Origin of the sequence: Bacillus sp. PS95, assembly GCF_037963565.1 — a bacterium.
Taxonomy (GTDB): Bacteria; Bacillota; Bacilli; order Bacillales; family Bacillaceae; genus Bacillus; species Bacillus subtilis.
Window position 1 is genome coordinate 2,969,651 of record NZ_CP150160.1, and the last position, 21,482, is coordinate 2,991,132.

Annotated in this window: 22 protein-coding genes and 1 pseudogene; 3 read left to right on the forward strand and 20 right to left on the reverse strand. The window is 44.2% G+C overall.

What is annotated here, in order from left to right:
* Positions 1-5 precede the first annotated feature (5 nt).
* Positions 6-542 (reverse strand): N-acetyltransferase SnaA, encoded by a 537-nt coding sequence (snaA, locus tag NSQ12_RS15560; protein WP_120028474.1) that lies wholly within the window; start codon positions 540-542, stop codon positions 6-8.
* A 152-nt stretch (positions 543-694) separates the two neighbouring features.
* On the opposite strand from snaA, the gene ytlI reads away from it, so the two are divergent.
* On the forward strand, positions 695-1,621 hold the full coding sequence (gene ytlI / locus NSQ12_RS15565; protein WP_119899686.1) for a LysR family transcriptional regulator YtlI: 927 nt from the start codon (positions 695-697) through the stop codon (positions 1,619-1,621).
* 50 nt (positions 1,622-1,671) lie between these two features.
* Here ytlI and NSQ12_RS15570 read toward each other — a convergent pair whose 3' ends face one another.
* From NSQ12_RS15570 to sppA, 14 genes and pseudogenes are all read right to left on the reverse strand, one after another.
* A complete protein-coding gene (locus NSQ12_RS15570) occupies positions 1,672-2,355 on the reverse strand; it encodes a metal-dependent hydrolase (protein WP_003245964.1) in 684 nt (227 codons plus the stop codon).
* A gap of 62 nt (positions 2,356-2,417) precedes the next feature.
* On the reverse strand, positions 2,418-3,185 hold the full coding sequence (locus NSQ12_RS15575) for an SDR family oxidoreductase (RefSeq protein ID WP_339175102.1): 768 nt from the start codon (positions 3,183-3,185) through the stop codon (positions 2,418-2,420).
* Positions 3,186-3,311: 126 nt separating this feature from the next.
* On the reverse strand, positions 3,312-3,443 hold the full coding sequence (locus tag NSQ12_RS15580) for a hypothetical protein (RefSeq protein WP_009967976.1): 132 nt from the start codon (positions 3,441-3,443) through the stop codon (positions 3,312-3,314).
* A gap of 64 nt (positions 3,444-3,507) precedes the next feature.
* Entirely contained in the window at positions 3,508-4,893 is a 1,386-nt protein-coding gene (argH, locus tag NSQ12_RS15585) for an argininosuccinate lyase (protein ID WP_339175104.1), read from the reverse strand.
* Positions 4,890-6,101 carry an argininosuccinate synthase gene (locus NSQ12_RS15590; protein ID WP_003229357.1) on the reverse strand — a complete coding sequence of 404 codons (1,212 nt, stop codon included), beginning with the start codon at positions 6,099-6,101 and terminating at the stop codon, positions 4,890-4,892. The genes argH and NSQ12_RS15590 overlap by 4 nt, the downstream gene beginning before the upstream one ends.
* Before the next feature lie 169 nt (positions 6,102-6,270).
* Positions 6,271-6,783 (reverse strand): molybdenum cofactor biosynthesis protein B, encoded by a 513-nt coding sequence (locus tag NSQ12_RS15595; protein ID WP_003229354.1) that lies wholly within the window; start codon positions 6,781-6,783, stop codon positions 6,271-6,273.
* 84 nt (positions 6,784-6,867) lie between these two features.
* Positions 6,868-8,055, reverse strand: coding sequence for an acetate kinase (locus NSQ12_RS15600; RefSeq protein ID WP_003223511.1), 1,188 nt, complete (start codon positions 8,053-8,055; stop codon positions 6,868-6,870).
* A 172-nt stretch (positions 8,056-8,227) separates the two neighbouring features.
* Positions 8,228-8,430, reverse strand: a pseudogene (locus NSQ12_RS15605) (hypothetical protein).
* Positions 8,402-9,391, reverse strand: a complete 990-nt coding sequence (locus NSQ12_RS15610; RefSeq protein WP_014480552.1) for a class I SAM-dependent methyltransferase — start codon at positions 9,389-9,391, stop codon at positions 8,402-8,404. The pseudogene NSQ12_RS15605 and the gene NSQ12_RS15610 overlap by 29 nt, the downstream one beginning before the upstream one ends.
* Positions 9,392-9,451: 60 nt before the next feature.
* Positions 9,452-9,955, reverse strand: coding sequence for a thiol peroxidase (gene tpx, locus NSQ12_RS15615; RefSeq protein ID WP_003223506.1), 504 nt, complete (start codon positions 9,953-9,955; stop codon positions 9,452-9,454).
* Positions 9,956-10,064: 109 nt separating this feature from the next.
* A complete protein-coding gene (gene ytfJ / locus NSQ12_RS15620) occupies positions 10,065-10,520 on the reverse strand; it encodes a GerW family sporulation protein (RefSeq protein ID WP_003223504.1) in 456 nt (151 codons plus the stop codon).
* A gap of 13 nt (positions 10,521-10,533) precedes the next feature.
* Positions 10,534-11,214 (reverse strand): DUF2953 domain-containing protein, encoded by a 681-nt coding sequence (locus NSQ12_RS15625; protein WP_106073671.1) that lies wholly within the window; start codon positions 11,212-11,214, stop codon positions 10,534-10,536.
* A 74-nt stretch (positions 11,215-11,288) separates the two neighbouring features.
* The gene (locus tag NSQ12_RS15630; RefSeq protein ID WP_106073672.1) at positions 11,289-11,783 is read right to left on the reverse strand and encodes an RDD family protein; all 495 of its coding nucleotides are present in this window, start codon (positions 11,781-11,783) and stop codon (positions 11,289-11,291) included.
* A 12-nt stretch (positions 11,784-11,795) separates the two neighbouring features.
* Positions 11,796-12,803, reverse strand: a complete 1,008-nt coding sequence (gene sppA, locus NSQ12_RS15635) for a signal peptide peptidase SppA (protein ID WP_015714516.1) — start codon at positions 12,801-12,803, stop codon at positions 11,796-11,798.
* 185 nt (positions 12,804-12,988) lie between these two features.
* Between sppA and NSQ12_RS15640 the strand changes: the two genes are divergently transcribed.
* Positions 12,989-13,792 carry an NAD kinase gene (locus NSQ12_RS15640; RefSeq protein ID WP_015714517.1) on the forward strand — a complete coding sequence of 268 codons (804 nt, stop codon included), beginning with the start codon at positions 12,989-12,991 and terminating at the stop codon, positions 13,790-13,792.
* A gap of 31 nt (positions 13,793-13,823) precedes the next feature.
* Here NSQ12_RS15640 and NSQ12_RS15645 read toward each other — a convergent pair whose 3' ends face one another.
* The 5 genes from NSQ12_RS15645 to NSQ12_RS15665 form a co-directional block, all read right to left on the reverse strand.
* Complete coding sequence (locus NSQ12_RS15645) at positions 13,824-15,413, reverse strand: amidohydrolase (protein ID WP_033884423.1); 1,590 nt, start codon at positions 15,411-15,413, stop codon at positions 13,824-13,826.
* A gap of 19 nt (positions 15,414-15,432) precedes the next feature.
* Positions 15,433-17,022: an acyl--CoA ligase gene (locus NSQ12_RS15650; RefSeq protein WP_151262374.1), complete on the reverse strand. Its 1,590-nt coding sequence runs from the start codon at positions 17,020-17,022 to the stop codon at positions 15,433-15,435.
* A 178-nt stretch (positions 17,023-17,200) separates the two neighbouring features.
* Positions 17,201-17,410, reverse strand: a complete 210-nt coding sequence (gene sspA, locus NSQ12_RS15655) for an alpha type acid-soluble spore protein SspA (RefSeq protein WP_003223491.1) — start codon at positions 17,408-17,410, stop codon at positions 17,201-17,203.
* Between the two features lie 93 nt (positions 17,411-17,503).
* Positions 17,504-18,709: a tRNA uracil 4-sulfurtransferase ThiI gene (gene thiI / locus NSQ12_RS15660; protein WP_003229326.1), complete on the reverse strand. Its 1,206-nt coding sequence runs from the start codon at positions 18,707-18,709 to the stop codon at positions 17,504-17,506.
* Positions 18,710-18,712: 3 nt separating this feature from the next.
* On the reverse strand, positions 18,713-19,858 hold the full coding sequence (locus tag NSQ12_RS15665) for a cysteine desulfurase family protein (protein ID WP_153529843.1): 1,146 nt from the start codon (positions 19,856-19,858) through the stop codon (positions 18,713-18,715).
* Between the two features lie 194 nt (positions 19,859-20,052).
* Between NSQ12_RS15665 and brnQ the strand changes: the two genes are divergently transcribed.
* Positions 20,053-21,390, forward strand: a complete 1,338-nt coding sequence (gene brnQ / locus NSQ12_RS15670) for a branched-chain amino acid transport system II carrier protein (protein ID WP_017695726.1) — start codon at positions 20,053-20,055, stop codon at positions 21,388-21,390.
* Positions 21,391-21,482 lie beyond the last annotated feature (92 nt).

The window sequence follows — 21,482 nt, forward strand, 5'->3', positions numbered from 1 at the left end:
TCACATCATGCCCAGCTGGGCGCACCTAAAAGCGTTGGGTTAAATCGTTCCGGAATCAGAACCTTGTGCATCATCACACCTATGTCCCCGTCTTTTTCCTGCTCAAAATACACTTCATACCCTCTCCTTCTGTACATGTCAGCAAGCCAAGGATGTTTGCGCGCCGATGTGCCGAGTGTCAGCGCAGGAGCCTTCAGCATATCTCGAAGCACTTTTTCTTCAACATACGTAAGCAGCTTACTTCCGGCGCCTTGCCCTTTATATTCCGGCATTGTCGCAAACCACCATACAAACGGATATTTTGAAGGAGGCGTCTCACTCTCCCACGGGAACCTGATTGTAATCGTTGAAATCAGCTTCCCATCCCGCTCCAGCACAATCACTGAATGATGTTCAATATTTTCTGATACCATTTGGATATCAGCTCTCGTGGATGGCCAATCAATATCCAGCTGCCGAATGGGCTGAAATGCGCTGTTAACCAGTTTCAACAGCTCCGATGCATCTTCAACAGTTGCCAGTCGAAAAATATCCTCACTCATTTTTGTCACTCCTCTTCACAAAATATATAATTCCTATTTGTTTACTAAGCTTTTATTGTTTATACTATAAAGCATACTCTGATCTTTGACTAATCAAAAAAAGTAAACCTTCACTTCAGTATTTTTAATGATGAAAAACAGGAGGGAGCACATTGGAGTTACGCTCAATCAAAACGTTTCATACGATTGTAAAATTTGGAAGCTTCTATAAAGCTGCAGAAATACTCAACTACTCGCAGCCGACGATATCGATGCGTATGAAGCAATTGGAGCAGGATTTAGGCGTACTGCTGTTTGAAAGAGGAAAAAGCCTGCAGTTGACAAAAGCAGGGAAACTTTTTTATGAACGAACAGGAGATCTTTTGATCCAATACGAGGCGCTTAAACACAACCTCTCCGACTTAAAGGAAGAAGAGGCAGGCATTATCAACATAGGGGTTTCAGAGCCAACCGCCAGTCTGATATTCCCCGAGATTTTAAAGGATTTCTTAAAGGATTACCCAAAGATAACAGTTAATATCAAGGTTGATGACGCCAATACCTGCAGTCAAAAGCTCTTAGACGGGACGATTGATTTTGCAGTCTGCGGCGAGCCGGAGCTGATTCTTGAAAATTACTACCATCCATTTTTTTATGACACATTAAATGTGATTGTATCTGATCAACATCCGCTCGCTGAGAAGAAGGCTGTCCATTTGTCTGATTTAGCAGAAGAGCGCTTCATATTTACGCCCGCCAATTGCCCCATTCGCTTACAAATTGAACAGCATTTACATAGAGAACTCGGGAATCGCTACAAAAAAATGGAGCTCACAAGCAGCATGTCACATGAATATTACGTACGTGAAAACATCGGAATTTCAATCTTTACCAGCACCGCACATTCTAAACCGTTCAACGGCACTAAAGTCATTCCAATTCTGAACCTGGATATCACCCCGCCCATAGGGCTGTTGACAAATCAAAAAGAAGTTCATTTTGACCGCGCCACGAAGGACTTGATCGCCCGGATAACCAAACGTTTTCAGCAGCGCAGCAAAGAATTGGAAGGAACCTCTGATAAGACCATTACAGGATAACTGAAAAAATAAAAACCACCTCCTGATTCATCAGGAGATGGTTTCACGGTTTAAAGCTCGATCGTCTCACCGACCGACATGACTTTGCCGACTCCGCCCGGCAGGCTGTCAGCGAATGCTTCTGGGTCTTGTTCGATGACCGGGAATGTATTGTAATGCACCGGCACGACCTGTTTTGCACGCAGCCATTCAGCGGCAAGCTTGGCGTCTTCAGGCCCCATTGTAAAGTTATCGCCAATCGGAAGGAAAGCAAGGTCGATATGATTCAATTCGCCAATGAGTTTCATATCAGAGAAAAGAGCCGTATCGCCCGCGTGGAAAATCGTTTTATCTTCTACAGTCAGCAAAATACCGGCAGGCATGCCTGTGTAAGTGATCGTTTTGTTTTCTTCATCTGTGATGGCTGATCCATGAAAGGCCTGTGTGAGCTTCACTTTTCCAAAATCGAACTGGCGGGAGCCGCCGATGTGCATTGGATGAACATTCAAGCCTTTCCAGCCTAAGTACACAGCGAGCTCGTTCGGGGCTATAACCAGCGCGTTATTTTGCTTGGCGATTTGTTCAGTATCACCGACATGGTCATTGTGGCCGTGCGTTAGTAAGATGACATCCGCTTTTACATCCTCCGGCTTTATATCCGTTAATGAATTCCCTGTTAAAAACGGATCAAAAATAATATGATGGTCCTTCGTTTCCACTGTGATTACAGAATGTCCGTGATATGTCACTTTCATTTCTTTCACCTCGTCACATGATTTTGTTTTTTTTATTTTCCCTTTTTAAAAAGCTGAAAAACTTATGTTGTTTGATTCTTGTTAATGACATTGAGGCCTCCGGTGGCTTCAATGACAGTCCCTGTCACAAGGTCTGAGTTCTCCTCACACAAGAAAGCGATAATCCGGGCGATATCCTCGCCTGTACCGGATCTTCCTATCGGCGTTTTTTCTTTGCCAATTCGCATTCTGGCTTCCTCTATCGATGCTTCTTTCATGTCGCCGACAATGTCTCCTGGGCAAACCATGTTGGCGGTTATGCCGAATTCGGCTTCTTCAATGGCAATTGTCTTCGTCAAAGAAGCCAAGCCCACTTTCGCAGCGCCAAATGCCGATCGGTGAAGCCAGCCGGGCGCGTGAGCCGCACCTTGGAATCCGTACGTAATGATGCGTCCAAATTGCTGTTTTCTCATAATAGGAATAACCGCTTTGAATAAATGAAAGACGGCGCTTAAATTTCCTTCCAGCATGCCATACCATTCATCATCAGTATAATCGGCTAACTTTTTACGTTCAAATATGTATGGTCCCGCGTTGTTAATCAAAAAGTCGATCCTTCCGAAGCGGTTTAAGGCAGCCTCTGCAATAAGCAGCAGATCTTCTTTTTTGGTGACATCACCTTTTACAAATTGCAGCCGGTCAAGACAATCGGGACAGGCTTCCTTCAGGCGGCTGACTGCCTCCTCATCCTGTCTGTAATTGACTGTTACTGAATACCCCTTTGCAAGCAACGTTTCAGTCACTTTGCGGCCTAAACCCTTCGAACCGGCAGTAATTAAAGCATGTCGCACATGAATACCTCCCAAAGCAACGTCGCCGCTTTCAATAAAGTGTTTCTTCTTCTACTTTACTATAAAAGGCTTGCAATATCACTTTTTACACTTTGGCATACAAAAAAAGCTGCCTGTACAGACAGCTTATTCTGCAGGAGATGAAGACTCCTGATCAGGCATATCGACATAACCGCTTTGATATGCTTCTGAAATCAGCCTTGTTGTCTCCTGGCTTTCTTGTTCATCATAAATATAGCGTTCCGGTTCTTTTTTCATCATTCTGCCTCCCATCATTATAGAGGTAGGTTGGCTTTAATGACGGGATTTTATGAAGGAAATTTTAACAAACTCCTGCTGCTACGCAAGCTTTCGCTTTTTCAAGCGCCTGCTTTACCTGTTTGAATCCGGTGCCCCCGGCGCTCATTCTTTTTTCAACTGCGTAGTAAGGGTCTAACACAGTGTAAATATCTTCTTCGAATAGTGTGCTCGCCTGCTGAAACTCGCCAAACGGCATATCGCTTAAATAGATCCCTCTTTCGATGCATGTGTACACAAGTTTCCCGACCACTTCATGCGCTTCTCTGAACGGCATTCCTTTTTTAGCTAAATAATCGGCCAGTTCCGTCGCGTTTGAAAAGTCTTGTTTTGTTGCTTGCTTCATGACGTCTTTGTTTACAGTCATTGTTTGGATCATGCCTGTGAAGATTTGCAGGCTGCCCTCCACCGTTTTCACCGTGTCAAACATGCCCTCTTTGTCTTCCTGCAGATCTTTGTTGTAAGCGAGCGGAAGTCCTTTCATGATCGTAAACAGCCCCATCATATCGCCATATACGCGCCCTGTTTTGCCGCGGATCAGCTCCGCCATATCAGGGTTTTTCTTTTGCGGCATCATGCTGCTTCCTGTTGCGTACGTATCGTCAAGCTCGATGAATTTAAACTCCTGCGAGCACCATAAAATGATTTCTTCAGCGAGACGGGATAGGTGCATCATCAGCATACTGCTGTTGCTTAAAAACTCCAAAATGAAGTCTCTGTCGCTGACGCCGTCCAAGCTGTTTTCATAAATGGCATCAAAGCCGAGCAGTTCTGCTGAATAATCACGGTCAATTGGGAAGGTTGTTCCCGCGAGCGCCCCGCAACCGAGCGGAGATTTGTTAATCCGCTTCATTGAATCCTGAAAACGCTCCTTGTCGCGCTCAAGCATCCAGAAATACGCAAGCAGATGGTGAGCGAATGAAATCGGCTGGGCGCGCTGCAGATGTGTGTAGCCCGGCAGAATCGTTTCAACGTTCGCATCCGCCTTTTCAATCAGCGCACTTTGGAATGCCTCAATCAGCTCGATGATGTGGCCGACATGATTCTTCAAGTATAAATGCATGTCAGTCGCCACCTGGTCATTCCGGCTTCTGCCGGTATGCAGCTTGCCGCCAAGAGGACCGATTTCGTCAATGAGCATTTTCTCAATGTTCAAATGAATATCCTCATAATCGACTGAGAATTCCAATGCTCCCTCCTCTGCTTTTTGCAAAAGGGTATTCAGGCCCTCTCGGATTTTCAACTCTTCTTCTGCTGTCAGAATACCGCATTTTTTCAGCATGGCAGCATGCGCGAGAGACCCTGTAATGTCTTCAGCAACTAAATTTTGGTCAAATGATATGGACGCGCCGAACTCGTCGACCCATTTTTCCGGTGTTTTTTGAAATCGGCCTCCCCAGAGCTTCTTCATGCTTTAATCTGCTCCTTCTTTTTTACGATGCTGTTCACTTTTGTCGGAAGTCCCCAAAGCTCGATAAATCCAATTGCTGCATGGTGATCAAATGCATCGTCTTTTGTATATGTTGCAAGTTTTTCATCATATAGAGAGTATTCTGATTTACGTCCTTCTACAATTGCATGGCCTTTAAACAGCTTCACGCGGACAATGCCTGTGACATGCTTTTGCGTTTCTTTTAAGAAAGCGTGCAGCGCATCTTTTAACGGCGAGAACCATAAGCCGTTGTAAATGATTTCTGACATTTTTTGCTCGATGATCGGTTTAAAGTGGGCTACCTCTTTCACCAGTGTCAAATCTTCTAATTCTTTATGCGCTTTGATCAGTGTCATCGCACCAGGGCATTCGTATACTTCCCGGGATTTAATGCCGACGAGGCGGTTTTCCACGTGGTCGATACGTCCGACACCGTGCGCGCCCGCCATTTCATTCAGCTTCAAGATCAGCTCAGAAAGCGAGTAGGAAACACCGTCAATGGAGACAGGCACGCCTTGTTCAAATGCAATTTCAATCACTTCCGGCGTGTCCGGCGTTTTTTCCAGCGGAGCTGTTAAATCGTATGCACCTTCTGGCGGCGCCGCCCATGGATCTTCTAAAATGCCGCACTCATTGGCGCGTCCCCAGAGGTTTTGGTCGATAGAATACGGGCTGTCAAGATTGATCGGAATCGGAATGCCGCGGCTAGCCGCATATTCAATTTCTTCTTCACGTGACCACTGCCATTCGCGAACCGGCGCGATGACTTCAAGGTCAGGGTTTAATGATTTAATGGAGACTTCGAAACGAACCTGGTCATTTCCTTTCCCTGTGCATCCGTGGGCAATCGCCTGTGCATCTTCTTTTTCCGCAATTTCAACCAGTTTTTTCGCGATCAGCGGTCGAGATAATGCCGAAACAAGCGGGTATTTTCCTTCATACATTGTGTGGGCCTGCAAAGAGATAAGCGCGTAATCCTGTGCAAATTCTTCTTTTGCATCGATCACGTAGGAGTTTGTCGCGCCGACTTCAAGCGCTTTCTGCTGAACAAATGCCAAATCTTTGCCCTCACCGACATCCAGGCAGCAGGCGATAACATTATATCCTTGCTCCTGAAGCCATTTTATTGCGACGGAAGTATCAAGACCTCCTGAGTATGCTAATACGACTTTTTTCTGTTCTGACATGATAAAAATCCCCTCTCAACCGTGTTTCTATTTTGTATAAAAATAAATTATATTTAATAAAAATACATTTTGTATGTATACACTTTAACAAGTACGTTTCGTTTTTTCAAGCCTTTTATAAAAAAAACTTCACCTAAATTTCAGGTGAAGTTTCATAGTATTTATTCATTTACTTGTCTTTTCTGATTTCTCTGACCACATGTGCAAGTTCGGGAATAATCAGCTTATTCATTGCCAGCTTTACTGCGCCGCTTGAGCCTGGCGTTGAGAAAACAGCGGTATGCTGAATGACGCCGGCAGTTGCTCTCGACATGATTGCGGCAGAGCCGATATCCTCTGTATAACTCAGCATCCTAAATATTTCTCCAAAGCCCGGCAGTTCTTTCGAAAACAGCGGCGTTATGGCTTCAATTGTGACATCCCGATCTGCTATGCCTGTCCCTCCGTTTAAGAGTACCGCGTCTGTCTGTTCATCCATGCAGCCCGCAAGCACTGACCGCTGCAAAGCATCCTTTTCGTCTTTTACAATTTCATATGCAGCAATATGATGACCGGCTTCTTCTAAAAATGAGATCATCAGCTTGCCGCTTTTATCGGTTTCCTCTGTCCTCGTGTCACTGACAGTAATCACTTTGCACCGAACGATATCGGGAGCTTCTTGTTTATGCTCTTGAACGCTCATTGGCCCACCTCTTTTATGTTTTCTGTCTGTCACTATCATGCATCAACAAAAAAGCACATTCAAGAGAATGTGCTTTCATGCGATTTATTTTGCTAAACGAACAACGTCGCGCGCAATCATGACTTCTTCATCAGTCGGAATGATCATGACTTTTACTGGAGAATGCGGATAGCTGATGAAAGCTTCCTCGCCGCGCACGTTATTAAGCGCAGGATCCCAGTATACGCCCATGAATTCTAAACCGCGAAGAACGCGTTCTCTGACTTCCACACTGTTTTCACCGATACCGGCAGTAAAGATGATCGCATCTACACCGCTCATTCTTGCAGCGTAAGAACCGATGTATTTGTGGATTCTGCTTGCGAATACTTCAAGAGCCGTTTCCGCGCGCTCATTTCCTTCTTTCGTTGCTTCAACGATGTCACGAAGATCGCTTGAGAAACCGGAAATGCCGAGCAGTCCGCTTTTTTTGTTTAATGTATTCAATACTTCGTCAGCCGTTTGGCCTGTTTTCTCCATGATGTATGGAATCAGGGCAGGGTCGATGTTTCCAGAGCGTGTACCCATTGCTACACCGGCAAGCGGCGTAAAGCCCATGGATGTGTCAATTGATTTTCCGCCTTCAACAGCCGCAATACTTGCTCCGTTTCCAAGGTGGCAGGAAATCAGGCGCAAGTCTTTTAACGGACGGCCGAGAAGCTCTGCCGCACGCTCAGTTACATATTTATGTGAAGTGCCGTGGAAGCCGTATTTACGGATGCCGAATTTTTCATAGTATTCATACGGCAAGCTGTACAGGTAAGACTGCTCAGGCATTGTTTGGTGGAATGCCGTATCAAATACAGCTACAGCAGGAACATTTGGAAGCACTTCTTTGAACGCTTTAATTCCAACGATATTTGCCGGATTGTGAAGCGGTGCCAATTCAGAAATATCTTCGATTTCCTTAATGGTTTCATCCGTTAATAAAACAGAATCGCTGAATTTTTCTCCGCCGTGAACGACACGATGGCCAATTCCGTCAATTTCATTCAAGTCTTTAATAATGCCGAATTCCGTTAACTTATTCAGCAGCATTTTAACAGCTACCGCATGATCCGGAATATCAGTTACTTCTGTATTTTTTTCGCCGTTCACAGAAATTGTGAATACACTGTCGGCGATACCGATTCGTTCAACTAAACCCTTCGTTAAAACGGTTTCTGAAGGCATTTCGAAAAGCTGAAATTTCAAAGACGAGCTTCCTGCGTTAATTGCAATAATTTTGGACATGATTGACGCTCCTTTATACTCTGTATCAACAACTTCGTTTTTCGTACTTTTTTCCCGGTGAATATCAACATCTTCTCCGAAAAATATCTGACTTTTCCATTTAAACATTGTCATGTCGGCTTTTCAAGTCAACTTGCGTATTGATAACGCTTACAATAAGAAGTCGTTATTTTCAGACACATTCCCTATAGGTTTTGTATTGATGAACGCTTACAATTTGCGGTTTTTCCCTCTGTATTTTGTGTTTCAAAGCTGGATTCAATTCGTCAAGTCCGGTCTTCAAAAGCATAAATAAAAGCAGCTTAGGCATCGCCTCATACGGCTGCCTAAGCTGCTTTTAAAACACTTACTTTTCTTTTTTAAACCATTCATCAAATTGAGCCATCATATCAAGCATCGCCTTTTGATTGGAGAAAGACGGAAGATTCGCAAGCAGAATTTGCCCCGGCGCTTTCGTATACTCTCCTTGTTTCTGAAGCACAAGGATGCTTTTGGCATGAGCTTCGTCTTTAAAAATAGATTTTGGCAGCTGCAACAGTGCGTTGATATGAACCTTATCTTTGAAAAACTGTTTCAGCTTGCCGCTTTGGGAGCTCTCAAACAAATGATTCGGAATCATAAAAAATAAGTAGCCGCCCGGTTTGGTATGCTTGACGCTCTGTTCAATAAACAGATGATGAGCGAAGGAATGGCCTTCGTCAGCTTTGAGCTCAAACGCTTCTGCTCCTTCGTCATTCGGATAATAGCCGACTGGCAGATCACAAATGACCGTGTCAACTGGATCAATAAACAACGGCTCAAGGCTGTCCTGGTGGAAAAGCTCAAGCTCTTTTTTCAGAAGATTCGCTTGGGCATAGGCGATTTTCAAGAGCACATCATCAATTTCAATGCCAAAGCTGTTTGCCGTTTTTTCAGACAGCTGGTTCAGCACGGTAAACAGAAGGTTCCCAGTTCCCAAGGCTGGATCAAGAATGGTCAGTTCCTTTTTGTCCGCCATAAACTTATTCACCAAATAGCTGATGAAAAGCCCGATCGTATCCGGCGTCATTTGTCTGTTTGGATGAGAGATATCTTTCATTCCTTTAAGGACGGCAAGCTGAAAAGCCTTGCGTACCCACTCATGCTCATACGTGCCGAATTCCGCTTTTTCAAGCAGAGCCTGAAGTTGTTTGGTTTTCTGATCAGCAGGCAGTTTCAGCTGATCCGTTTTTTCAAGAAAATACATTTCTCCTGCTTCGGCCAGCGCCTCTATATATGAAATCTGCAATTCATTCTTTATCATAATCGCGGCTTCGTTTAACAGCTCATACACCGCACCTACATGGTCTTTTTGCATATTGTGTTCCTCCTTGCCATGAAAAAAGCTCCGGCGGCAGCCTGGAGCTTTTTTCCCTGCTTACTTCACTAATGCCTTAGCAGCCTCAATTGGCTTTTCATAGTTCGGGTGGTTTGTTGCTTCGCTTACATATTCAGCGTAAACGACTTTTCCGTTCTCATCAAGGACAAATACGGAACGAGCAAGCAGACGAAGTTCTTTAATATACACACCGAACGCTTCGCCAAATGACATATCTCTGTGGTCAGACAGTGTTTCCACTTTGTCAATTCCGTTAGCGCCGCACCAGCGCGCTTGCGCGAATGGAAGGTCTGCACTGATTGTGTAGACGTTAACATCTCCAAGCTTTGCAGCTTCTTCGTTAAAACGGCGTGTTTGTGCATCACAAACACCTGTATCAATTGAAGGGATAACAGAAATAATCGTTACCTTTCCTTTCATGTCAGCTAACGATTTTTCTTCAAGGCTGTTAGTCAGCACTGTGAAATCAGGAGCTTGATCTCCTACCTTCACTTCTTGTCCGACAAGTGTAACCGGACCGCCTTTGAATGTAATTTCAGCCATTATAATTCCTCCCTTTTGTATGTATGTCTCTATCATAGTAAAGTTTCCTGCAAACTGCAAAGTTTATGCCAAAAAAAAGTTAACTGCGGCCAGCGCAGTTAACCTTTTTTTAATAATTCATATTGTTCATTTGGTTTTGATTTTGGCCCTGGCCTTGGTTCTTGTTATTTTTCTTGAACATTTGCTGGATGCGTTCGAGTGTTTGAGGGGCTGCGTCTAAAATTTTCTCTATTAAATGGGTATTTTCATCTAAATGAAGCATTCTGATGCCTGTCGATCCGACAATTAAAAACGCGATCGGCGTAATGGACACACCGCCCCCGCTTCCGCCTCCGAAAGGAAGTTTCTGTTCTCTTGTCTCATCGTCTTCCGATTTCTTTTCGGCCGGCTTTCCGCCAAACTCGCTTCCGCCTGCGGCGAATCCGAATCCAACTTTAGAAACAGTTAAAATCACACTTCCATCAGGCGTTTCTACTGGATCTCCGATGATGGTGTTAACATCAATCATTTCCTTCAAGTTTTCCATTGCGGTTTTCATTAAACCTTGGATGGGATGGTCTGCCATATACGCTTCCTCCTTAAACTGATGAATCATTCTTTGAAGTCATTCTAGCCGACGGATTCTTCTTTAATACGGATAGCTCCCGTCCGTATTTGACGAATTTGAAAGCTGCAAGCATAGCATGTCCAAAGCGAAAAAAGAATATACACTGAAAATGGGTCTTGGAAACAGGGACTTGAAACGACGGGATCACCTCATAGACAGGTTTATTCACAAAGTCCAGGTGGTCGTAAAGCATTGCTGCGATACCGCCCTTCACGCCCCATACAGCACCTGTTAACACACCTGTCACTGCCGCGTCCTGAATTCCGATTACTGTAACCCATTCTAGTTTTGTGATATGTAAATGCGCGAGAAAAGACGCGCTGATTTTCCGCAGTCTGGTGACCTGATGCAAAAGCATTTCGATTTTATTAATGCTTTGCTGCACATCGTTTTGTGTAATTTTTTTCTTTCCGCTGCTTTTTTTCATTTTGGATTCAGTTTTTTGTTTGATATCCACTGTTCCGTCTTCTTTGTTCACCTTAATCGCCGGGATTGTTTTTTTGATCCTTATAAGGCCAAACAGCGCCGTAATCTTCAAGGTCAATTTGTCATTATCACCGGCATGAAGATACTCCAGCGCAACATGGATTTTCATTCTGAGAAGCAGTACGATCCCTATGAGAATAAGAATGGCTGTCAGTACATACACCATATTCTTCACTTCCTCTAGGAGCATTATCGCCAATTCCTAAAAAAATAAACCCGGACGGAGGTCCGGGTTATCGGTTATTTGCGGTATAATTTTTCATGCACCACGGTAGTATCCGCGATGTAATCATGAATCCCTTGTTTTGTAGGTGAAAAAGCAACAACGATATATAAAATCCAAATCTTATCAATATACCGTCCAACCACTTCACGAAAAATCACTGTACTCCATGTCAGCTTGCTATCTTGATTCACAGAAACCACTTTGAGGCCGAACACCATTTTACCAAGCGTCTGCCTGAAGTATTTAGTCATGAGTGCGAAGTAGGCAAGATACACAATAAGCGTTGTTACACTGTAAGCCGAGAAGGTAAACATGCCGGATGTTTTCGGCAGATCCAATACAGTAAAGAGGGGAGAAACGAGCAAATGGTTTAATCCCCATATCACGAGCCAATCAAGCAAGAAAGCCCAGAAACGAACCCAAAAGCCAGCATAGGCATGTGTCAGCTGCTCCGCTTCTTGCGGGCCTTTGATGTCATTGCGCTCTAACTCTTCATATGTCGCGTCCATTATTGTTCCCTCCTACTTCGCATAGAGATACATCATTCTCGGCGAACCGGATTGCGATAGAATTTCTCTCATATTCAAAAAATCAATTTCACTTTTAAACATTTTGTTCGCGCCCATGGAAAACAGTGAACCTAATCCGAAGCTTTCCTCATAAGAAATGACAGAGGCGTTTTTCAAATCCTTGTGATCCTTTTTCATCGCCGTAATGGTATCGTCATAAAAACCAAGCTCATCAACGAGGTTCAGTTTTTTCGCCTGCCGTCCGTCATACACGCGGCCGTCCGCAATTTTCTTTACCTCTGCTTTCGACATGCCGCGCCCTTTTGAAATGACATCAACAAAGCCTTCATACGAATTATCAACCATCGATTGCATGATGTTTTTTTCTTCTTTCGTCATCTCACGGGACGGAGACATAATGTCCTTATGGGCCCCGCTCTTAATCGTTTCAAAAGAAATGCCAAGCTTATCGGCAAGCTTTGAATAATTGACGCTTTCCATAATGACGCCGAGTGACCCGGTCAGGGTTTCCGGTGTCGCAAAAATCTTATCAGCCGCTGTTGAGATGTAATAGCCTCCTGATGCTGCCATCGAACCCATTGACACGTAAATCGGTTTTTTCGTTTCTTTCTTGATTTCTTCCAGTTTCTTATGTATTTCAGCACTTTCATACACTCCGCCACCCGGAGAATTCACCTTCAGAACGATACCTTTGACCGTCTTGTCATCTTTTGCGCGCTCAAGGTTTTTTAAGAACGTTCTGTGGTTATATCCGTCTGCACCAAGCAGACTGCTTGAGTCCCCATTATCCTGAATGGTGCCGCTGACCTCTAATACGGCAATTTTACTTGAGAGACTGCCGTTTTCCAGCGTCTTTTCCTGCGATTCATCCGTCAGTGATGTGAGATCCGTTTGAGCGCCTTTGACGCTTTCAAAGAAACTCATAGAGATGCTGACGATAATAGACACGCCGAAAATCCCCAGAGCAATCACTAATGCAATCCATCTTTTTGCATTCATTTTTTCTCCTCCTTTTTCCTAAACTCTCTCATTATACGATTCAATATGAAAAATGTTTCACTTCATGAGAAAGCTCCGGCTTAACGGGCTGCCGGCAAACGTGGTACACTTATGGCCAAAGGTATTTTATCACAAATACTGGATGGCAGAAAAACTTAAATATGACAGCAAAGGGGAAATGGGATATGACCGATCAACGCCGTAATGTTTATTTTTTTCACAAACAGGATCAGGAAACGAACGAACAAGCCCGCTCGTTAACACAATTGGCGGAAGAGCATGGATTTACCGTTGTGAACCAGCAATCAGACGCCAATATTATCGCTAGCATTGGCGGGGACGGCACATTTTTGCAGGCAGTCAGAAAGACGAATTTTCGTGATGACTGCTTGTACGTCGGCATTACCAAAAAGGGGAAAGCTCATTTATATTGCGACTTTCATAGTGATGAGCGAGAAAAAATGGTCGATGCAATGACGTTTGAACAAATTGAAGTGAGAAAATACCCGCTGATTGAAGTGACAGTGGATCAAGCCAGTCCTTTTCACTGCTTAAACGAGGTATCCATCCGCTCAAGCATCATCAAAACCTTTGTGATGGACGTGCTGATTGACGATCTGCACTTTGAAACGTTTAGAGGTGACGGAATGATTATCTCAACGCCTACAGGGAGCACCGCCTATAACAAGTCTGTTGCAGGAGCTGTTGTTGATCCATTGCTTCCATGCATGCAGGTATCAGAGCTTGCATCCCTTAACAATAATACCTACCGGACACTCGGCTCGCCATTTGTCCTCAGCTCTGACCGAAAGCTGACCCTTCGTGTGGTGCAGGACGGCAACGAACACCCAATCATCGGCTTGGACAATGAAGCACTCAGCACGAGAAATGTGAAAACGATCGAAATCAAACTGTCTAATAAGAAAATCAAAACAGTCAAACTAAAGGACAATTCATTTTGGGAAAAAGTGAAGCGTACTTTTTTATAGAAAATAAAAGGACAGGCTGCTGCCTGTCCTTTTATGATTTCTCATATACAATCTGGCCGTTAATCACGGTTTTTTTAATATCTAAAAGATGAAGCTGTGCGGGGTCAATGGCAAACGGATCACCACTGAGAACTGTAAAATCCGCGTCATAGCCTTCCGCAATTTTTCCGCGTGACTTCTCTTTATAAATGATACCGGCGCTACCTTCTGTATAAAGCTTTATCGCTTCATATACAGGTAAACATTCACTTTCATTATAGCTTGGCCCGTTTTGCTCATGACTGCTTTTCCGGAGGACCGCGGACTGGATCCCTAGAAGCGGGTCAACAGGCTCAATCGGGGCGTCTGAACCGCCCGCGCATAAAATGCCTTTAGATATGAGGGTTTTCCAGGCAAATGCAGTCTTCATCCGGTCTTTTCCGAGACGGTCAATGACCCACGGAAAGTCGCTTGCAACGAAGTGCGGCTGAAGGTCAAGTGCGATCGGCATGCGTGCTGCTCTCTCGATTAATTCGTTATCAAGCACTTGAGCATGAATAAGCCGATCATGCCGGCCGTTTTTGGGCGGATGCTTTTCTATTGCGTTCAGCACTTTTTCAAAAGCAAGATCGCCGATTGCATGAACAGCAACCTCCATCCCTTTTTCTCTCGCTTTGCGAATGAGCCGGCCAAGGGTTTCGTCATCGTGAACCTGAACACCATTTGTTGATGGATCATCCTGATATGGTTCTTTCAATAAAGCCGTTCTCCCGCCAAGCGCCCCGTCCGCAAAGATTTTCATCGCACCGAACTCCACATACGGGCCGGACGGTTTCTCCAGCTGCTCCCATCGATCGACCGCTTCATGATGAACGAGCAAATGGCAGCGGAACGGATACTTTCCGCCAGCGGCAGCTTTCTCATAAGCTTTCAACGGCACCGAAACATCACCATAATAGGACAAGTCTTCCGAATGACCGCCCGTCAGGCCTTTTGTCCAGCAATCCTTTATTGCAGCCGTTAATGCCTCATCAACATAGTGCTGGGAGACTGGCGGGACAGCCTTCAGAATCAAATCCTGCGCCTTATCAAACAGGAGTCCGGTCGGCTCGCCATTTGCATCTTTTACGATGACTCCGCCGTCAGGATCAGGAGTATTTCTTGAAATTCCCGCTGCTTGAAGAGCCGCAGAATTGACAGCTATTGCATGCCGGCATATACGCTTGAGCAAGACGGGCCTGTCAGGAAACAGGCGATCAAGATCATGCTTAGTCAAGTAGTCAGGTGTCTCAAACTGATTTTCATTCCAGCCTTCTCCAATGAGCCAATCGTTTTTAGGAAGCTGCCGCTCTCTTTCCTTCGCAGCCTGTAAAATTGAATCTTTCGACGTCAGTGCGGACAGATCGAGCTGAAGCTGTTTCTCACCGTGGCCGATCAAATGTAGATGGCTGTCAACAAAACCGGGGAACATCACTGCTCCGTTCAGGCTGATTTCTTCTGTTTCCGGCGACCCGTACTTTTCCTTCAAACGTTCATAGCTGCCGGTGCCTTTTATAACACCATCCTCAACATAAACTGCCTCAGTCCGATCGCCTTCTTCGAGCATCGTATAAATGAAACCGCCGTGCCATATCGCCTTCATTCACGTTCACTCTCTTTCTTTACGCCTTTTTATTGGCTTTGAGCTGTTCTTCACGTTTTCTTAATTCCACTCGTCTGATTTTTGCAGAAGCCGTTTTCGGCAGGCTTTCCACAAATTCAATTTCTCTAGGATATTTGTATGGAGCGGTAATCGTCTTCACATGGTTTTGCAGCATTTTGACAAGCTCATCACTGCGTTTTTCATGATTTTGCAGGACAACATATGCCTTTACGATGGAGCCTCTGATTTCATCAGGGCTTGCGACAACAGCACATTCTTTTACTTCTGGGTGCTTAACAAGCGCGTCTTCCACCTCGAAAGGCCCGATCGTATAGCCAGAGCTGATAATAATATCGTCATTTCGGCTTTCAAACCAGAAGTAACCTTCCTCATCTTTTCTTGCTCTGTCTCCCGTTAGGAAATAATCGCCGCGAATTTGTGTTTTCATTCTTTCCGGATCTTTAAAATACTCTTTAAAGAGCGCAGGCGTACTGAGGTGAACAGCGATATCGCCAACCTCACCAGGTTTGCAGATTTCACCGTCTTCATTTATGATCTCCACCTGGTTTCCCGGTGTCGGTTTTCCCATGCTTCCCGGTTTAATAGGCGTATCTTTCAAAACACCAACCAAAAGCGTGCTTTCTGTTTGGCCATATCCGTCCCGTACCTTAATGCCAAAGTGCTTTTGGAAAACATCAATGACTTCACGGTTGAGCGGCTCACCTGCGGAAACTGCGCTGTGCAGGGCAGAAAGATCAAAGCGGTCCAAGCCTTCAACCTTCGCCATTAAGCGGTATTCTGTCGGCGTGCAGCAGAAAACATTGATTTTGTAGCGATTTAAAAGCTCTAGATATTTTTCTGCTTTGAATCTGCCGTGGTACACAAAACCGGTTGCTCCGCTGCCAAGCACCGCTAAAAACGGACTCCATACCCACTTTTGCCAGCCAGGGGCAGCAGTTGCCCAGACGATATCCTTTTCAGAAATATCAAGCCAAGCGCCGGCAGAAGTTTTTAAATGAGCAAATGCCCATCCATGTGTATGTACAACACCTTTCGGCTGACCTGTTGTCCCGGATGTATAAGATAAGAAAGCCATATCATCTCTTGTTGTGTCAGCTGTTTTAAATTGGCTTCCGTCCGCTTCAATTGATAAGAGGTTTTTCCAGCCGGCATCATTTTCACCAATAGACAGTGTAATCAGTTTGTCAGTCGTACTGACATCCCGGAAAGCGCCAATAAATTCTGAGTAGACGATGGCGCCTTTTACCTCTGCATGTTCAATCCGGTATTCAAGATCTTTCGCGCGAAGCATTTCGGAGCATGGAATAACGACCATTCCTGATTTCAGGATAGCCAAATAAACGGCATAGGCTTCAAGCACCCGCGGAACCATTACAATCAGCTTGTCTCCCTTTTTAAATCCAAGATCAGCTAAGGCCGCTCCGATTTTATTTGTTTCTTCCATCAGCTTTTCATACGACCAAGATTCTTGCTTACCCGACTCGTCCTCCCACAGAAGAGCGGTTTTTTGTCCAGCGGCACTGAACTTTTCCATTTCATTCACTAAATTATATTGCATAGGGGCAATTAAATCTTCACGTTTTAACACGAACAACTCCTCACTTTCTCCACCCATTATACATAAATACAGGCTCTTTCCGTAAGGATATGCCTAAAAGCAACCTCTGTAAACATAGATTTTATAGGCCGCTGGTCCTTTTTTATATGTAAAAAATGAAAAGGAGTGGGGATACCCCCACTCCTAAGCCATTATGTGAAATTGTAAATTAGAATTGTCCTCCGCCCATGTTTTGTTGAGCAAAAGATACAAGACGTTTTGTGATCTCTCCTCCAACAGAACCGTTAGCGCGAGAAGTTGTGTCTGCTCCAAGGTTTACACCGAATTCAGAAGCGATTTCTAATTTCATTTGGTCGATCGCTTGAGCAGCTCCTGGTACTAAAAGGTTGTTGCTGTTACCTGAGTTATTGTTAGCCATGTGTCTCACCTCCTTGTGAGTATAGAATGTGTCAAAACACATGGCTTCATTCAGAAAAACTTTGGTAATTGTATACAGGAGCTGAAAATTGATTTAAAAGAGTTCAGCGAATTTATCGTTAGCTTCTTGTTCGCTATACAGGGTCATTGTCTCAATGTTATCTACCGCTTCTTGAATATACGGCTCGAAATCAACAAAGCTTTCAAAGTGTTCAATTTTCTCTTTTTTAGGGCGTGTTTTCGGGCTTGGCGGTGTAAAGATCGTGCAGCAGTCTTCAAACGGCTGAATGCTTGTCTCATATGTGCCAATTTCCCGTGATTTTTCGATGATTTCTGTTTTGTCCATGGCGATTAGCGGACGCAAAATCGGTGTTGACGTCACCGCATTAATTGCATACATGCTTTCAAGCGTTTGGCTCGCTACCTGACCGAGGCTTTCTCCCGTAATAATGGCAAGCCCGTTTCTCTTTTCTCTGATTCTGTCGGCTATCTGAAGCATGAGGCGGCGGGTTGCCGTCATTGTGTAATTTTCAGGAATTTGTTTTTGGATGAGCTCTTGCGTTTTTGTAAATGGAACAATATGAAGTGTCATGCTTCCCCCAAAACGGGACAGACATTTCGCCAGATCCATTACCTTTTGCTTTGCGCGCTCGCTTGTGTATGGCGGGCTGAAGAAATGAACAGCTTCTACCGACAATCCCCGTTTCATCGCATAAAAACCGGCCACAGGGCTGTCAAAACCGCCAGAAAGCATCAGCATCGCTTTTCCTGCTGAACCAACTGGCAGCCCGCCTGCACCTTTTTCATCACGAATTGTCAAAAATGTTGCTTCTTCCCTGATTTCGATTCTGAGCGGGATGTCTGGGTTGCGAACATCGACCGTCAATCCTTCTGTATTTCGCAAAATATGGCCGCCGATTTCAGCGTTCATCTGGTTTGTATCTAATTCAAATTGCTTATACGCTCTCTTTGTCGCGACTTTAAACGTATCACCTGGTTTATACTGATCTTTGATAGCCTTTAGTGCGGTTGCCTTAATATCATCAAGGCGGCTGTCACATTTAATTGCCAGGCTGAAGCTTTGAATCCCAAACACTTGCTTTAAATGAGGAAAAAGAGCTTCAGGATCCTCTCCATTTAATGTAATCGTCATACGATCCCTGTTGGAAAAGTATTTTAAATTCGGATAGTCTTTCAAAACGAGTCTGATGTTTTGTTTTAAGCGCTCAATAAAGCTTTTTCTGTTTTTGCCTTTGGTCGAAATTTCCCCAAAACGAATTAATATATGATCGTAATTCATGTTCTACCTCATCATTTTCCTTAATTTTTTGATGCCAGGACGAAGCGTGTTCATAAACGGTTCTGCCACATCGCTTGTCTGGCTGTAATTTAAACTGATTCTGATGCTGCTTCCGGCAATCTGCTCTCCTTTGCCCATCTCTAAGAGAACCTTGCTGGGCTTATGTTCTTTTGCCGAGCAAGCCGATGTTGTGGAGACGAAAATATCCTGTTCCTCAAGCATGTGTAAAAGCACTTCCGCTTTAATCCCCGGTACAGAGAAATTAATAATGTGCGGCGCGCTATTCATTTGAGGCGTGTTGATAACGACGCCCTCAATTTCACTCAGCCTTTTCATAAACAATTCCTTTGCGGCAGTCATCGTGTCAAGCCGTGTGTCAAAATCAGCAGAGGCAAGATTAATGGCCTTGGCAAGCGAAACCGCTCCAGCAGTATGTTCTGTTCCGGCCCGTATGCCTTTTTGCTGAGAGCCTCCCGTTATGAGCGGAATAAGGCGTGTTCCTTCTTTTACAATAAGTGCGCCTGTCCCCTTTAGGCCGTGAAATTTATGCCCCGAAATTGAACATAGATCAATGCCGGCCTTTTCAATTGCCAAGGGCACTTTATAGATGCCCTGCACATAATCGACGTGGAACAAAATGTTCGGGTGCTTCTTCAGCACTTCCCCTGCCGCTTCAATCGGCTGCACGGAACCGACTTCATTGTTCACATGCATCATACTGACAAGCACGGTATCGGGACGGATGGCTGCTTTTAGATCTTCAATAGAAACAAATCCGTCTTCATTCACAGAAAGATAAGTGATATCAAACCCGAACAACTCTTTCAGCTGTTCTAACGATTCCGTAACAGATGGATGTTCAATAGAAGTGGCAATGATATGTTTGCCTGTTTTTATCTTTGACAAAGCCGCTCCTTTTAAAGCCGCATTATTGGCTTCTGTGGCGCCTGACGTAAATACAATATCATATTTTTTTAGGCCTAAGGACCTTTTGATTTGATTTTTGGCTGCTTGAAGCAGCTGTTCCGTTTCGGCTCCATATCGGTGCAAAGATGAAGGATTGCCAAAGTATCGGCTGCTTGTCTGTTCATATACGTTCAAGACTTCATCGTAAGGCTTCGTCGTTGAACTATTATCTAAATATATCATCTTTTTTACTCCTTTATGAAAGCGGTACAAGGTATGATATTTATGTTACCATAACAAAATTTAATAGAAAATTACGAAAAACTAGTATTGACTTCTAATTTTTTTACCATATAATAAGATTTGTTCGTTTCGTCATATTATCTGACAATTAATTGACAGAATATTTTAACATAATTATTAGGAGGATTTTTTTCATGAAACACTCACTGCCTGTCAAAGATACCATTATTATTGGTTTCATGCTATTTGCGTTATTCTTTGGAGCAGGAAATATGATTTATCCGCCGGAACTTGGACAAGCAGCCGGACACAACGTCTGGAAGGCCATCGGCGGATTTTTACTGACAGGGGTAGGCCTGCCGCTTCTCGGCATTATCGCCATCGCATTAACCGGTAAGGACGCTAAAGGCCTTGCTGACAAAGCGCACCCTGTTTTCGGCACAATCTTTACTGTCGTGCTTTATTTATCAATCGGACCATTATTCGCCATCCCGAGAACAGGAACTGTTTCATATGAAATTGGCGCTGTTCCGTTTTTGACTGGCGTACCAGAAAGACTTTCTTTATTAATATTTACACTTATCTTTTTCGGCGTTACGTACTATTTAGCGTTAAACCCATCTAAGGTTGTCGATCGAGTCGGAAAAATTCTGACTCCCATCAAATTCACAATTATTTTAATCATTGTTCTCAAAGCCATCTTCACGCCGATGGGCGGATTGGGCGCCGTGACAGAAGCATATAAAGGAACACCGGTTTTTAAAGGATTTTTAGAAGGCTATAAAACAATGGACGCACTTGCTTCAATTGTATTTGGCGTTGTCGTTGTAAATGCTGTAAAAAGCAAAGGCGTTACACAGTCTAAAGCTCTTGCTGCAGCCTGCATTAAAGCAGGTGTGATTGCCGCTTTAGGCCTGACTTTCATTTATGTATCCCTTGCTTATTTAGGTGCAACAAGCACAAATGCCATCGGTCCTGTTGGTGAAGGAGCTAAAATTTTATCTGCATCTTCCCATTATTTATTCGGTTCATTGGGCAACATCGTACTCGGAGCAGCGATTACAGTCGCATGTTTAACAACAAGCATCGGCCTTGTCACATCTTGCGGCCAATATTTTTCAAAACTTATTCCGGCATTATCATATAAAATTGTCGTTACGATTGTCACGTTATTCAGCTTGATCATTGCGAATTTTGGACTCGCGCAAATTATCGCGTTTTCTGTTCCTATTTTATCAGCTATCTATCCGCTTGCCATTGTCATTATCGTTCTTTCCTTCATCGATAAGATCTTTAAAGAAAGACGCGAAGTGTACATCGCATGCTTGATCGGTACAGGACTTTTCAGTATTTTAGACGGTATCAAAGCAGCCGGTTTTTCACTTGGATCTTTAGATGCGTTTCTAAATGCGAATCTTCCTCTTTACAGCCTCGGCATCGGCTGGGTGCTTCCAGGAATCGTCGGAGCGGTTATCGGCTATGTGCTGACCTTATTCATCGGACCATCCAAACAGCTTAATGAAATAAGTTAATGTCACAGAACGCCTGCGTTATTGCGCAGGCGTTTTGCAATGAAAAAAAGAGCCTGCTCATTACACTGCGGGCTCTTTTTCATAGTCGTGAT

Bases quoted from the DNA above. Each gene is read 5' to 3' on its own strand.
- snaA (WP_120028474.1), bottom strand. From the start codon at position 542: ATGAGTGAGGATATTTTTCGACTGGCAACTGTTGAAGATGCATCGGAG.
- NSQ12_RS15570 (WP_003245964.1), bottom strand. From the start codon at position 2,355: ATGAAAGTGACATATCACGGACATTCTGTAATCACAGTGGAAACGAAG.
- NSQ12_RS15580 (WP_009967976.1), bottom strand. From the start codon at position 3,443: ATGAAAAAAGAACCGGAACGCTATATTTATGATGAACAAGAAAGCCAG.
- argH (WP_339175104.1), bottom strand. From the start codon at position 4,893: ATGAAGAAGCTCTGGGGAGGCCGATTTCAAAAAACACCGGAAAAATGG.
- NSQ12_RS15590 (WP_003229357.1), bottom strand. From the start codon at position 6,101: ATGTCAGAACAGAAAAAAGTCGTATTAGCATACTCAGGAGGTCTTGAT.
- NSQ12_RS15595 (WP_003229354.1), bottom strand. From the start codon at position 6,783: ATGAGCGTTCAAGAGCATAAACAAGAAGCTCCCGATATCGTTCGGTGC.
- NSQ12_RS15600 (WP_003223511.1), bottom strand. From the start codon at position 8,055: ATGTCCAAAATTATTGCAATTAACGCAGGAAGCTCGTCTTTGAAATTT.
- NSQ12_RS15610 (WP_014480552.1), bottom strand. From the start codon at position 9,391: ATGCAAAAAGACCATGTAGGTGCGGTGTATGAGCTGTTAAACGAAGCC.
- tpx (WP_003223506.1), bottom strand. From the start codon at position 9,955: ATGGCTGAAATTACATTCAAAGGCGGTCCGGTTACACTTGTCGGACAA.
- ytfJ (WP_003223504.1), bottom strand. From the start codon at position 10,520: ATGGCAGACCATCCCATCCAAGGTTTAATGAAAACCGCAATGGAAAAC.
- NSQ12_RS15625 (WP_106073671.1), bottom strand. From the start codon at position 11,214: ATGGTGTATGTACTGACAGCCATTCTTATTCTCATAGGGATCGTACTG.
- NSQ12_RS15630 (WP_106073672.1), bottom strand. From the start codon at position 11,783: ATGGACGCGACATATGAAGAGTTAGAGCGCAATGACATCAAAGGCCCG.
- sppA (WP_015714516.1), bottom strand. From the start codon at position 12,803: ATGAATGCAAAAAGATGGATTGCATTAGTGATTGCTCTGGGGATTTTC.
- NSQ12_RS15640 (WP_015714517.1), top strand. From the start codon at position 12,989: ATGACCGATCAACGCCGTAATGTTTATTTTTTTCACAAACAGGATCAG.
- NSQ12_RS15645 (WP_033884423.1), bottom strand. From the start codon at position 15,413: ATGAAGGCGATATGGCACGGCGGTTTCATTTATACGATGCTCGAAGAA.
- sspA (WP_003223491.1), bottom strand. From the start codon at position 17,410: ATGGCTAACAATAACTCAGGTAACAGCAACAACCTTTTAGTACCAGGA.
- thiI (WP_003229326.1), bottom strand. From the start codon at position 18,709: ATGAATTACGATCATATATTAATTCGTTTTGGGGAAATTTCGACCAAA.
- NSQ12_RS15665 (WP_153529843.1), bottom strand. From the start codon at position 19,858: ATGATATATTTAGATAATAGTTCAACGACGAAGCCTTACGATGAAGTC.
- brnQ (WP_017695726.1), top strand. From the start codon at position 20,053: ATGAAACACTCACTGCCTGTCAAAGATACCATTATTATTGGTTTCATG.